Annotated in this window: 12 protein-coding genes; 9 read left to right on the top strand and 3 right to left on the bottom strand. The window is 44.7% G+C overall.

The window, feature by feature from the left end; translation table 11 throughout:
- Positions 1–4 precede the first annotated feature (4 nt).
- Together BM210_RS21240 and BM210_RS21235 are read right to left on the bottom strand one after the other, a co-directional pair.
- Complete coding sequence (locus BM210_RS21240) at positions 5–1,465, bottom strand: sensor histidine kinase (RefSeq protein WP_091173191.1); 1,461 nt, start codon at positions 1,463–1,465, stop codon at positions 5–7.
- Positions 1,462–2,145: a response regulator transcription factor gene (locus BM210_RS21235; RefSeq protein ID WP_091173190.1), complete on the bottom strand. Its 684-nt coding sequence runs from the start codon at positions 2,143–2,145 to the stop codon at positions 1,462–1,464. Before BM210_RS21235 ends, BM210_RS21240 begins: the two co-directional genes overlap by 4 nt.
- Before the next feature lie 205 nt (positions 2,146–2,350).
- Between BM210_RS21235 and BM210_RS21230 the strand changes: the two genes are divergently transcribed.
- The 6 genes from BM210_RS21230 (at position 2,351) to BM210_RS21205 (ending at position 9,833) form a co-directional block, all read left to right on the top strand.
- Positions 2,351–2,689, top strand: a complete 339-nt coding sequence (locus BM210_RS21230; RefSeq protein WP_177237932.1) for a FlxA-like family protein — start codon at positions 2,351–2,353, stop codon at positions 2,687–2,689.
- Positions 2,690–2,891: 202 nt separating this feature from the next.
- On the top strand, positions 2,892–3,758 hold the full coding sequence (locus tag BM210_RS21225) for an FAD:protein FMN transferase (RefSeq protein WP_177237931.1): 867 nt from the start codon (positions 2,892–2,894) through the stop codon (positions 3,756–3,758).
- 12 nt (positions 3,759–3,770) lie between these two features.
- Complete coding sequence (locus BM210_RS21220; RefSeq protein ID WP_091173181.1) at positions 3,771–5,453, top strand: permuted SH3 domain-containing protein; 1,683 nt, start codon at positions 3,771–3,773, stop codon at positions 5,451–5,453.
- 28 nt (positions 5,454–5,481) lie between these two features.
- Positions 5,482–6,204 (top strand): ABC transporter ATP-binding protein, encoded by a 723-nt coding sequence (locus tag BM210_RS21215; protein WP_091173179.1) that lies wholly within the window; start codon positions 5,482–5,484, stop codon positions 6,202–6,204.
- Positions 6,201–7,376 (top strand): ABC transporter permease, encoded by a 1,176-nt coding sequence (locus tag BM210_RS21210; protein WP_091173176.1) that lies wholly within the window; start codon positions 6,201–6,203, stop codon positions 7,374–7,376. The genes BM210_RS21215 and BM210_RS21210 overlap by 4 nt, the downstream gene beginning before the upstream one ends.
- Positions 7,377–7,532: 156 nt before the next feature.
- Positions 7,533–9,833, top strand: coding sequence for a hypothetical protein (locus BM210_RS21205; RefSeq protein WP_091173174.1), 2,301 nt, complete (start codon positions 7,533–7,535; stop codon positions 9,831–9,833).
- Positions 9,834–10,009: 176 nt separating this feature from the next.
- On the opposite strand, the gene BM210_RS21200 is transcribed toward BM210_RS21205, so the two are convergent.
- Positions 10,010–10,264: a spore coat protein CotJB gene (locus BM210_RS21200; protein WP_091173171.1), complete on the bottom strand. Its 255-nt coding sequence runs from the start codon at positions 10,262–10,264 to the stop codon at positions 10,010–10,012.
- A 236-nt stretch (positions 10,265–10,500) separates the two neighbouring features.
- Between BM210_RS21200 and BM210_RS21195 the strand changes: the two genes are divergently transcribed.
- The 3 genes from BM210_RS21195 to BM210_RS21185 all read left to right on the top strand — a co-directional run bounded on the left by BM210_RS21195 (position 10,501) and on the right by BM210_RS21185 (position 13,810).
- Positions 10,501–11,256 carry a metal-dependent hydrolase gene (locus BM210_RS21195; RefSeq protein ID WP_091173168.1) on the top strand — a complete coding sequence of 252 codons (756 nt, stop codon included), beginning with the start codon at positions 10,501–10,503 and terminating at the stop codon, positions 11,254–11,256.
- Between the two features lie 140 nt (positions 11,257–11,396).
- Entirely contained in the window at positions 11,397–12,563 is a 1,167-nt protein-coding gene (locus BM210_RS21190) for an iron-containing alcohol dehydrogenase (protein ID WP_091173166.1), read from the top strand.
- Between the two features lie 20 nt (positions 12,564–12,583).
- Complete coding sequence (locus tag BM210_RS21185) at positions 12,584–13,810, top strand: MFS transporter (RefSeq protein WP_091173163.1); 1,227 nt, start codon at positions 12,584–12,586, stop codon at positions 13,808–13,810.
- Positions 13,811–13,981 lie beyond the last annotated feature (171 nt).

Raw genomic sequence — 13,981 nt, 5'->3', positions numbered from 1 at the left:
TACGTTACGCAGGGATCCACACATGGAACGTACAGCCTTGACCGAACTTAGAGGTTACATGAATCGTTCCATGATGGGATTCAACAATCGATTGGGTAATAGATAAGCCAAGACCCGCGCCGCCATATTGGCGTGCCCGCGAAGAATCACTGCGATAAAAACGATCAAACACATAGGGAAGATGGGATTCACTAATACCAGGGCCGTTGTCTTTAACGGACAGCACCACACCCTGATCCTTGCTGGTTAAGGAAACCTCGATATGTCCAGTTTCAGGATCTGTGTGCTGGACGGCATTTTGAAACAAATTGAGAACGACCTGTTTCATGTTGTCTGTCACGAATTTGCAAACCATCTGAGGCTCAACCTGTAAAGTAAGCTTGCGTGTACCTGCCAAAATATGAAGCTGAGGCTCCATTTCACGTATGACGGCATCCAACGAGCCCTCTTTGAGCAGAATTTGTGGTGTACGATCAAGCTTGGCCAAGAGTAGTAGGTCATTCACTAATTTATTCAGCCGTGCGGACTCTCCGTGCATACTTTTCAAAGCTTTATGCAGCTGTTCGGGATTGTTGGCAGCTCCTCGCATTAGTACCTCGAGGAACCCATGAATAGAAGTCAGAGGTGTACGAAGCTCATGAGAAGCATCTGCGATAAAACGATGCATTTGCTCCTGGGTTTCTTTTTCTGCCTGAAAGGAGGCCTCCAACCGCTCCAGCATCCCGTTAAATGATTCTGCCAGCTGATCGACCTCAAGCTGTCCTTGATGAGTCGGGAAGCGATGATCCAAATTCCCGGCATTAATTTGCTCAACCGTATTGCCCATGTTGGACAAGGGAACGAGCGTTTTACGCAGCAAGGGTAAATATCCGAGTAAACCAAACACCATGGCTGCAACAGATAGCAGCAGGAAGGTGAGCATCTGACGAATAAGCAGCTCTTTGAGCGGGCCCGTCATCGTACTGACTTGCACTAATCCATTCATCTGCCCAGGAGCGGTGAATACTGGCTGCAAAACGACTAAATACTCGACTCCATTGTCATCCAACATAACCCGGTAGTTCAATTCAGGTTTTTTCTTGAATTTCAATGCTTCGAGATATTCCTGCGTTTCCAACCGGGGGCCATTTTCTATTCCTGAACGGCTTGCCAATGCCGTGTAATTGCCGGCAGCATCAATGAAGGCCAAGGACGTTTCCGGCATAAAGAAAAAGGATGCGCGCGAATTTCCGTTCTCATTGTTTCTCCCAGCTTGCTGCCAGGCGTCACGCGGAAGCGACATAATCTGGCTTTGGACGCTTGTCGCTTTATTTTTGTAAATAATGTCTTTCATAAATACGTACTGCAGCACCCCGATCAGGACGAGTAGAGCGGCAAGAATGATAAGTGATCGGGACAATAGCTGGATTTTTAACGAATTTGGCGCAAAGAACTGCTTCCATTTAAATTCTTTTTTCGCTATCATGAAAGATCCACCCGGTACCCCGATCCACGTAAAGTCCGAATCAACTGGCGATCTTTGTCGTTAAGCTTATCTCTTAAGGAACGAATATACACCTCTACAATGTTTTCTTCGCCTCCAAAATCGTAGCTCCACACCTTTTCCAATATCATGGATTTACTTAGCACAAGACCATGATTGAGCACCAAAAATTTTAACAGCTCATATTCCGTTGGAGAGAGTTCCAATACTCGGTTCTCCAAGCTGATTTCTTTACGGCGATCATCAATTCGGAAAGGACCGATGACGACCTCCCCAAATAAATTGGGAAATTGATTGCGGATTCTTGCGTGTATGCGGGCTAACAGCTCATCAAAGCTAAAAGGCTTAACCATATAATCGTCAGCACCAAGTGTAAGACCCTTCACCCGATCATCGACCTCATCCTTGGCTGTCAGCATAATTACGGCAACATTTTCCGTCTTTTTCAGCATCCGGCATACTTCAAATCCATCCATACCCGGCATCATGACATCGAGTATCGCGACGTGTGGTTGAAACTGTTTAATTAGGTTAATAGCCGCGATCCCATCCTGGGCGCACTTCACTTCAAAGCCTTCATTTTGTAATCCTAATTCCAGAAACTGCAGGATATTCGGCTCATCATCGACAAGCAATATTTTAATACCTTTTAGTGGCTGCATATTGTTTATCCCCCTCAAGCAAGCGTTATGGTTATAGTATCTGTTTCTGAACTGAAATACCACTGAAAGATAACTGAAAATACGTTGAAAATGTATTCTTAAGCAAATCTTCAGGTAAATTTCAGGTAGCGCTCAGGTTACTAGGCTTTGAGAAGAGTAAACTCAACTGGCGCGGAAAATAATCTCATACATCGGTGGTGAAACTGTGAACATTTCTTCTGTTTCTCCAAGCTCTTCAGCTTCTTACTCAACGAACAGCAGTAACACAAGCGATTTGGAGAAGAAAAAAGCAGCATTACAAAGTGAACTGAGCAAGCTCCAGGATAGCAAGGAGGACTCTAAGATTAAGGAGCAGAAGGCACAAATTATACAGCAGCAAATTGATGTGATAGACCGTCAAATCGCTCAAAAGAACAAAACTGCCAATAGCTCAAGCACACCAAGTGGTATAAACCCTAATGAAACCAACAGTACAAAGAACAAAAGCGAGGCTGAAGCAGCATCCAATAGCTCAGCAATCAGCTCGATTGATATCCGAATTTAATGTAAAAAAATGACAAACTCGACCTCGCAAGGTCGGGTTATTGGAGTTTTCTGAACGTTAGCTGAAAGTTTGCTGAATGCTCGGTTATTTAATAGCCTAAAGTTCTTCAGCAATTTTTCAGGCAATCATCAAGTTTATTTCAGGTATGCCCTTCATAATGAAATCATCAGCAAGGTTTAGCAGAGGAAAGAGGGGGAGGGTCATGATAGCCAGCACATCGAATCGCTTTTCTGAAATGTTTCATCGGTTTCATTTTCAAGCGCTGAATACGAATGTGGACTTTATGATTTGGGCCGAAGATCAGGAAATCGCAGCTATTGAAAGACTGGCGGTGGGATGGTTCAGGGACACCGAATTTCGATTTGGCCAAAACTTTCCTCATAGTGAATTAAACCATTTAAATACGTTGTCCGGGGAACGCTGCAAGGTGTCGGATCCAATGATGGAGATTTTGGCGCTCACCGAAACGTATCGGAAAGTAACCGGCAATATGTATAACCCGTTGGTTAGTTCGTCTTCCCATTTACCTCTTCAGCTTTCACTCGATTCGGATACGAAATCGGTACGCCTTCCGGAGGAAACGACTCTGGAGCTGGATAGCATTGTTCAGAACTGGATTTTACAGCGATTGGCCGAAATGTTTCAGCACCGGATGAAGCTTAAACAGGGTCTGCTTCGTGTAGGGGATTCCTATAAAGTATGGGGCAGACCTATCGAGAGCTTTGATCCTTGGGTAATCGGGATTAACAAGCCGGGACAACCAACGGGGCTGGTCGCCACGGTGTCATTGTCAGAAGGAGCTCTTGCAACCTATACAACACAAGTGCCAGAAACAGAATTCCCTAATGCCTGTACAGTAACTGGAATAGATCCGGTTGAATGTGCAATCTGGGCTCAGGTTATAGCCAAGCTCGGTTCGGATAAAGGGTTGTCAATGATAGCTGAGCACGCCGCTTATTGTGAAGTTATATTGATCGATGAGCATAGCAAGCTTCATTATTATGGTGATAAAGCCTCGCTTGGATCCAAATGGAACGAAATCAATGTTGATTATTATCATAGCAGTTAGGGAGGCACCTTCATGAACAAGAAAAAAGTGATTATTATCACACTGGCGGCAATTCTGGTATGCGGCGGAGGTACATACGCCTATATGAAAAAGGATACACTGCTCGGAACGAAGCAGGTAGCTGTACAACAAACGACCTATACCGTAAAAAAAGGAAATGTGCGCACAGCCATTTCCGGTACGGCTCAATTGGAGCCGCAGGAGCAGCAAACGATTGTCCCTCCCAAGGAAGGCATGATTAAGACCCTTAACCTGACCAGAAATCAAACCGTCAAAAAAGGGGATTTGCTGTTGGAGGTGTCCGATTCGAGTCTGGATGAAAAGCTGGATTCAGCAAGGCTTACGTTAAGCGGATATGAGTCGGATATGCAGGATTTGCAGACCCAGGCAGGAGCTTTGAAAACTTATGCATCCGCTAGCGGGAAATTAATTTTGGCGACAACAGTGAGTGAGGGTGCTGGCGTTTCCAAAACGACTAAAATTGCTACGATTGCCAGTATAGATACGTTAACGGCAGCACTCCCGTTTCTTCAGGAGGAAGCAGCACAAATTAAAGCGGGTGATTTGGTCCAGTTGACCATTGATGGCTTTATGCTGACCAAGTCAGGTGTTGTCACATCCGTTTCACAATCCGTCAAATCAGATGCCAAAGGCAATCATCTCGATGATGTGAATATTCGCGTGGACAACGATGGAACTATGGATGCAGGACAAAATGTCAAGGGTGCGATTACAGTTGACGGCTTGAAGCTGGAATCCAAAGTACAGACCGCGCTGCAATATAAAAACTCGGTAAACGTGATGGCTGGTGTTACTGGTAATATTGACCAATTAGTGATCAAAGAAAACCAAATGGTCAAAAAAGGTGATCTGATCAGTACCATTGTGAGTGACACCTTGCAAAAGGATATTACGAATAAACAAAATCAGATTACCCAGTCGCTAAAAAGCATCAAGGATTTGGAAGATCAGCTGGAAAAGCTGAAGGTGTACGCACCTTTTGACGGTGTATTCTCGACCGATTTCGTTGATCAAAAGAAAAATGTTCTTGCCTCCTATCCAGTTGGAACTACAATTGCAAGTAATGTACAGCTGGGTGCAGTAGCCAATCTGGATACACTTCAGCTGCCCGTCAAAGTAGATGAGCTGGATCTCCCCAAGATCAAAGTAGGCCAAAAAGCAGAGGTTAAGGTTGATGCCATTGCGGGCAAAGTTTTTAATGGGGAAGTTACACAGGTATCTACCGTGGGTACGGTTACGAACGGAGTGACCTTCTATACAGCCGTGGTGACATTGAACAATGCATCTGAGCTTAAGTATACGATGACCGCTACGGCAGATATTCTCATCGAGGATAAGAAAAATGTGCTTGTCGTTCCAGTGGAAAATGTAAAAACACGCAACGGTAAAAAGACAGTTTCATTGAAAAAAGAAGATGGAACCATTGAAGCCGAGCATGAGGTTAAAATTGGCGCAAACAGCTCCACGCTAATTGAAATTACGGATGGCCTTGCTGCCGGTGATGTGCTTGTCAATCAGACAGCGGCTCCACAGCGGAAGCTTTCCCAGTCGGAAACCGACGCTCTGAGAAATCAGTATCAGCAGGGCATAAGAAACGGCAACGGTGGCGGAGGTGCTGGCGGATTCCCTGCAGGAGGAGGAGGAGGATTCCCGGGTGGAGGAGGAGGCCGATGATTATAGTTCGAAAGGACGGTGATGACCTATGAAAATGATCGAACTGACACAAATTAGAAAAACCTATTTTCGTGGAATTGAAGAGCTTCACATATTAAAAGACATTTCTCTTTCAGTCGGTATTGGCGAGTTTGTGGCCATTGTCGGTCCCAGCGGATCAGGTAAATCGACCTTGATGAATATGATTGGATTACTCGATGTACCTACCTCCGGATCGTACAATCTCGATGGTATTGCTACAGAGAAGATGAAGGACGATGAACTAGCAGGCTTACGGAACCGCAAAATCGGGTTTATCTTTCAGCAGTTCAACCTGCTTCCGCGGCTGACAGCTATCGAGAATGTGGAGCTGCCTATGATTTACGCTGGTATCTCCAAAAAAGAACGCAGAGAAAAAGGGATGCAAACACTGGAGCTGCTCGGTATGGCACAGCGCTCCCATCATCGTCCAAGCGAACTATCGGGTGGGCAGCAGCAGCGGGTAGCCGTTGCCCGTGCCTTGGCCATTGGTCCTTCCTTGCTGCTGGCGGATGAGCCGACCGGAGCTTTGGATTCCAAAACCGGGCAAGAGGTGCTGGAACTGATGCTGCATTTAAATGAAATGGGCAATACGATTGTCTTGATTACCCATGACCAGCATATTGCTGAGAATGCGAAACGTATTGTTACCATAAGAGATGGATTAATAGTCAGTGATATGGAGAACGAGCCTGAGTTGCGACAATTGAAGGCGCTGGAGGCAACGGTATGAGAATTACAGAATTGCTGCGGATGGCACTCAAAACCGTTAGTGCCAGCTGGATGCGAACTTTACTTACGATGCTTGGAGTTATCATCGGTGTCAGCTCTGTTGTAACGCTGGTAGCAATCGGGCAAGGCACATCTGCCCAGATCGCCAAGCAATATGAAAATATGGGTACGAACCTGCTGGTCGTGAATTTATTGAATACGGGCCGCGCTACACAGCTGGATTATCAGGATATAATGACCTTTGAACAATTTCCGGAAATCAGCGCAATGGCCCCAACGGTTACTTCCAACATCAACATCAAATACAACACAACACAAGACTCCTATACGGTCATGGGGTCAAATGAAAGATATATGACCATTTTGAAGGCTTCACTTAAGGAAGGACGCTTTATTACGGAATCGGATCTGGATTTGCGGACGAATGTAGCTGTTCTTGGCACAACAGTTGCCAAAGAGCTATTCGGTAATGTCGATCCACTGGATAAGCAGATTAATATCAACGGCTTTCAATTCACGGTCGTTGGTGTGCTTAATGCGAAGGGTTCCACGATAGGCGGCGCTTCTGCGGATACTTCTGCTATCGTACCGCTCACTACAGCACAACGTCAGCTGAACCTGGGCGCTATACGGACTACTTATGTTGAAGCTACTACAAAGGAAGACATTACTAAAGCACAAGCGACATTGACTTCATTCCTGACCTATAAATTTAAAAGCGCCAACGGTTTTCGTTTTACGAACCAAGATCAGCTATTAACAGCAAGTACGGAAGCTTCAAATACGTTAACGAGTCAGCTGGTGAGTGTCGCTTGCATATCCCTGTTGGTTGGAGGGATAGGGATTATGAACATTATGCTGGTTACAGTGAGTGAACGTACGAGAGAAATTGGTATTCGCAAATCGATAGGGGCCAAGCGTAGGAACATTTTGCTGCAATTTCTATTTGAAGCTGTCGTAATCAGCGGTTTGGGAGGACTCATTGGGCTGGCATTAGGTGTTACTTTAGCTAAGATATGGCCTTATTTCAATCCTAAGCAGTTAACTGTCGTTTCATTTGATATCAGCTTGTATGCATTTTTGTTCTCTGTTCTGGTCGGAGTTATTTTCGGTTTATATCCTGCCAACAAAGCTTCCAAGCTTCGGCCAATCGATGCTTTACGTACCGATTAATAGATGTGAAAAGGTTCATTATGTAGAATATTGATACTTATGAAGACGGTTTGCTCGTAAAATCAGACAATGCATACGAAGACACGTTTGCTTCGCAAACTCAGATGATGCTTACGAAGACAGTTTGCTTCGCAAACTCTAAGGAGGAATTACAATATGGTTGTTCAACAATTGCGTGATGGAAGAAAGCCAGCACATAAGGCTCTTATTGCGGTTCTTATCGTATCCATGCTGGCCATGATTTTCTACTCATGGACTAATTCGATTACTTATGCTGGCAAGGAAGGCGTGTTTATTAACAATTCTGTTTACTTTACATTGGAGGAAGCTTCAATTTCCAAAGGCGCTGACTCCCAGATGATGCGATTTAACGTCAAGCTTAACAATGATGGCGATTCGGTTGTTGATTTTAATCAGTATGGTATTAAAGTGACCTCGACCTCAGGTGGCAGCTATTATGCACAAATGAGTCAAGCTGCCGATGCCCTGGTTTCACCGCACACAGCGGCAGGTTACTATTATGTAGCAACGATTCCTGGTTCGCTGCAAACAAGCGATTTGAAGGTTACTGTTTTTCAGCGTAATGGCTCCAGTATGCAGGATGTAGGCTCGCTTTCCGTAGCGAATGCACAGTCGTTAGGTGAACAAGCTCAGCAGCTACTACTGAACCTCGCCGATGTAGACACTTCATTAACAGCAAGCTCTTATGTCTCCATCCAGGCTGTCAAAGCGATCACGGTACCTCAGGATGGAAAATGGACCGTGCTGGTAGATACTACTGTAACTCCTACAGGTTCGGAGACGGTTACTCTGCCATCGGGATTAAAATATTTGCTTCGCGACGGACAAGGAAGAACAATCGTATTCACATCTAATGCCATAGATGGCAGCACCATTAATGCAGGTCAAACCAAGCATGTATTGTTAACTGCCAGCATGGATACGGCACCAGCTACAGATAAAATGTCATTGGAGCTTTCACTCGATAATACTGGTATTAAATCGTTTGGCAAGCTGTCCCTGTCTTCATTATTTCAGTTAGTTAAAATGGGAGACCGCACGCCTTACCTTATTCAAGGACGGACAGGTGTAACCTTGGAACTGCAAAAGGCAGAGGAACAACTGATCTCCACTAAAAAAGGTGCACTTATTACGGCTGTTATTCACAACGATAGCAAAAGCACCTTGCAGACACCATCATTATTAGGCACGTTAATGTCTACAGACGCAGGGTTATCTGTGAGTGCAGAGACTGTTGTCTCGCCAGACGCATATATTGCTCCAGGAGAATCCGGTATTTACCGATTTGCGATTGTACTCCCAGAAGGGATAGCAGCTGATCAGCTTCAATTCCTGGTATCAGATAGCCGTAAAGCTTCAGGAACAGGTGCAGCTACCACATCAAATAACACAACGACATCCAATACGAACACTTCAGGTACAACAACTGGAGCATCAACTGCCAACTCGTCAACAACCAATTCAACAACGACTGGTAATACGGCGAACACGTCAGCAAATGGAACAACATCATCCAACAATTCAACAAATACGTCAACAGCTTCTCAATCGAACAGTTCTTCATCGATTACAAGCTCATTGCCAATAGCAATTGTCAGTCTTCAAGAAGGTCTTGCAGCTGCTTCCAACCTGAATTCGATACCACAGTACGATCTTGGACAGCCATTTACTTTCTATACAGGCAGTCATGTCATCGATAATAATTTGGAAGTTTCGATGGTGGAACTGAATGGGCATACCAATGCGGACAATGGTTATCAGACCGTCGTTGCAAAATTTAAATTTTTGAATAAAAGCAATGACACGCTGGCACTGCCAACATTTGATACCACTTTAACAGATAGCTCTGGAACTGCTTTCCCTGGTACACGTCAAACGACCTCTCTAACACAGCTGATTCCGGACTCAGCCTATGTGTACAGCTATTCGTATATGCTGCCGCCATCGGCGCAAGGTACATTTAAATTGAGTATTCTGGATACATCCAATTCGCTAAAATTAAAACTGCCTATCGCCGATTACAAGGTAGCCGTTAATCAAGCAGGAGAAGATGATCCAATGGCAGTAAGCAAAAAACTTTCGTTTTATCCTTATACCGTAAATATTGAAGAATGGGACTTGTCGTCCGTATACAGCTCCAATGCTTATACGTATAAGCTTAAGCTGAGTCTTGATATCCAAAAAGCTGCAGAGGTTATTGTCGATAATACATTCGCCCAAATGGAATTCGAAATTGTGGATGGCAGAGATCGGGTATTGGGAAGTACGACACAACAGCTGCAGGGTACAGGTAAATTGATCAATGGAGCACAGACGATCACGTTTAGCGATATCAAATCTGAGCAGCTCGATTATCCGTTGACTCTTCACATCTATGAGGATATTACAACTCCAACTGGTGTTGCCAAACGGTTGATTGCTACATTTAAACAATAAATACACTTTAAAGAGCGGCTCTTGATGCAGATATCTGTCTCAAGGGCCGATTTTCTTGAAAGGGATCTACCAGAGGCTGACATTAAAAAGGTGACTGAAAGCAATAAAACCTTGAGCAATGGCGATTTAGCCAATAAGCTCAAGGAATAAATTCTACAATATGATTTAGGAGATCGTTACCATGGCCACGGAGATTGGCCCCACGGCCACGCCACTTTACGGTTGGATTCATAATTAAAAGCAATACCATTCGCAAGTGCCAATTGGTTGCGAATTTCTTTGCGTTGTTCACATAATTCATCATGTTGAGTTAATGCATTTGAATCTTTGGGATTTACATCCAAATATAAAATCATGTCGACTAAGGCAAAATCGACCGCTTCCAATTGTTCCAATAGTTCGCTGCTGTTTGCTTTAGATGATGTTCTCATAGGATTAGCTCCTCTTTTATTTTAGTGTTCTTCTAAGAAATATATAAACCTCTTAGACCAACTTCAAACAGCCTGCGAATGGTAATCATCAATTTATTTATTTGTTATTTTTTTATTGGGCATGTGAACGTGTGTTCGCATAAAGTGAGTGAGCATGTTATAATAATGAGAGCTAAACGCAGCATGAACATCATGTTCATCTACAACTTGTTAAAGAAAGGAAGCGTAGTATTATTATGACGGGACGAACCCATCTGATTGTAAGCACAGGAGTTACCATGTCCCTCATGCAGCTGATTGGTCAGGGTGTCACATTGCCTGGCTTTGCCATAGCTTTGATTAGCTCACTGCTTCCTGACATTGATGAACCAAATAGCCTATTATTGCAAAAGACCGTTCCCAATTCCTTGATAAAGAAGTTAAAGTGGCTGCTTGCAGCTATTGGGGTAGGGTGGATCGTATATGCGTATCTGCAATCCTTTTTCCTTCCGTTCAGCTATGGTATCGGTATCTTGTTAATAGCGATTTGTTTGGCCAATCACCGATTATTTCGTCAATTGCTGATGGCCGCTCTCGGTGGTCTGCTGCTGTATTTGGGTGCTGATGGAGGCCCTTGGCTGGCTGCAGTCGGAGCACTGCTTATGGTTTGCTCCGTACTTCCGCACCGCGGCTTGACGCACTCGATATATGGCATTGCCATCTGGGGCGGTTTGCTTTATGCAGCATCTGTTCAATTGGCTATGCCCTTGTGGATAGCTGGCGCGGTTTCTTATTCGCTTCATTTGCTCTGTGATGTGTTAACGAAACATGGTATACAGCCTATCCCTCCGCTTAAGTGGAAGCTCAGGATTCCATTGATGAGTACGGGCAAGTTCAGCGGCTTTCTGGTGGAAAATGTATGTATCACCTTGACATTGGTTTTGCTGTGGAATGCCTTTGTAACCCCCCTGGGTAGTCAGGCTAGAACTATATGGGACTCCTTATGGTTATAATTCGGCGGGTTACCTTTAGGTAAGTTGGTAAAGCAATGGTCAGTTATTTTAAAATGTAGAGCTAAAGGCTATAATGATTTAGGAACATATACAAAACAAACGGATGCACAGGATGCATACATAGAAGCGGAGGCGTACTAATGAATTCATTTCAATTTCAAAATCCAACTCGGATTCTATTTGGAGCCGGTACTGTGAACAAGCTGGGCGAGCAATTGGCCGAATATGGTAAAAGGGTGTTATTAGTTTACGGCGGCGGCAGTATCAAAGCGAACGGTTTATATGATCAGGTTCAGCAGCAGCTGAAGCAAATCGGTGCAGTCGTGCATGAGCTATCCGGGGTAGAGCCCAATCCTCGCGTTTCAACAGTCCGCAAAGGCATAGAGCTATGCCGTGAGCATTCACTGGATTTCATATTGGCAGTAGGCGGCGGTAGTGTCCTTGATGCAGCCAAAGCAGTCGCTGTTGGTGTTCCTTATGAAGGGGATGTATGGGACTTTCTGATGCATAAAGCTCAGATCACGTCAGCTCTGCCACTCGGAACGATTTTGACACTGTCAGCAACCGGCTCGGAGATGAACGGTAGTTCTGTCATTACCAACTGGGAGGAAAATCTTAAAAAAGCATTCGGAAGCATTCATGCTTATCCGAAATTCAGTATTTTGGACCCAACCTTAACTTATTCAGTGCCTGCTAACCAAACGGTAAATGGTATTGTCGATACGATGTCACACGTTTTTGAGCAATATTTTTCTACAACAACGAACACTCCATTACAGGAAAGATTATGTGAATCCATTCTGCAAACCGTAATCGAGAATGGAGAGATTGCTCTAAAACAGCCTGATAATTATGAGGCGCGTGCCAACCTGATGCTCTGTGGAACCTATGCATTGAACGGTGGTATGATCAGTGTCGGTATGCAAAACGATTGGTCCACTCATATGATCGAACATGAAATCAGTGCTATCTATGACATAGCCCATGCGGAAGGCTTGTCTATCGTATTCCCTAACTGGATGAAATATGTGTTTAACACGCGGCTTGATCGTTTTGTTCAATTTGCCGTACGTGTGTGGCAGGTGGATCCAGCAGGTAAAACTGATGAGGAAATTGCATTGGCAGGTATTCAAGCGACACGTGATTACTTCACAAGAATCGGTGCTCCTGCAACTCTTGGCGACTTGAAGATTGACGGGAAAGAGCTTGATCGGATGGCCAAAGAAACCGTGCGTTTTGGTACAGTGGGTTCGTTCAAAAGCTTGGATGCGGATGCCGTACATGAGATTTTGGAATTGAGCTTGTAATTGCTATTAGGAGAAACAGAATGAGTGATTTAAACAGCACGACGCCTTCCAGGGCGCAGCATATTATTTTTATTATTGTTACGGTATCTTTCTGGGCATCACTGTATACGTACGTCCCAATTCTCTCGCCATACTTGGAGCACTTGGGCGCATCCTACAGTTTTGCCGGATTGGTATTGGGAAGCTACGGTCTCGTCCAAATTGTTCTTCGCTTGCCGCTCGGTATTGCTTCTGATCGGTTGAAGGCAAGAAAACCCTTTATGATGCTTGGAATGCTAGCAACCTCGCTAAGCTGCATTTTTTTTGCTTGGGGAGAGCATATGGGCTGGGCGCTCGCTGGAAGGATTATGTCCGGGATCGGAGCTTCAACCTGGGCGGCTTTTACAGTATTATACGCGAGCTATTTTAGACAAGAACACATGACCCGGGCAATGGGGTTAATTAGCTTGTTAACGGCGGCGGGCCAGTTACTGGGGATGGGGATAAGCGGTTATTTGGTTGAGGAGTGGGGATGGAGTGCCACCTTCTGGGCAGGAAGCTTTATTGGTGTAGCTGGATTGCTTGTTAGCATTGGCATTCGTGAGCCGAAGCAAAGTATAACGCTTCAGCCTATTCGACTCAGCGGCTTGCTGCAGGTAATGAAGGAGCCGCTTCTCCTGAAGGTTTCTGTGTTATCCATCCTAGCGCACTGCGTGTTATTTATTACGATGTTCGGCTTTACGCCTTCACTTGCCCTTGCGCTTGGAGCCAATAAGCTCGACTTAACTGTACTCGTATTTGCATTCATGATCCCACACGCGTTGACTTCCTTCCTTTCAGGAAGAGTACTGGCACCCAAATTTGGCTCTTGGCAGGTTGTGGCGGTTGCATTTGTATGCAGTGCATTATGTACAGTGGTTATGCCATTGGTTAATAGCTTTTCAATGCTTCTTCTTACACAGATCTTTAACGGTTTTTTTCAGGGTCTTCATTTCCCATTGCTGCTTGGGCTCGTTATTCAGCACATACAGCCTGAGAAACGTGCTACAGCGATGGGCTTTTATCAGGCCGTATATGCAATGGGAATGTTTGCCGGACCTTTTATGGCAGGATGGCTCAATGAATTCGGTGGTTTGAATAGTGGATTTTATTTTGCCGGCATCCTCGGCTTTGTGGCTGCGGCATTGACATGGACCTGGAAGAAATCACAGGTGGATAATGAGATGAGCTTGCCTAAGATTCGGAATCAGCAAGAGGTCAACTCTTAATAGTTATGAATTAAAGATTAATAGCCATTGAGCAATTGTAAGCAAAGGTACCTCTGAATGAGCACAACCCCCGAATCCAGTTCAGGAAATCGGGGGTTATTTCTGTACTATTTTCATTATTTCCCGGGTAAGCGCACAACTCGATAAAACAGTACGAGCTTCGACATTTTA

Source organism: Paenibacillus sp. 1_12 (genome assembly GCF_900114475.1).
In the GTDB taxonomy this organism is placed as follows: domain Bacteria; phylum Bacillota; class Bacilli; order Paenibacillales; family NBRC-103111; genus Paenibacillus_S.
The sequence above is the reverse complement of the archived record's forward strand: the minus strand, read 5'-3'. Positions and strand labels throughout refer to the sequence as shown.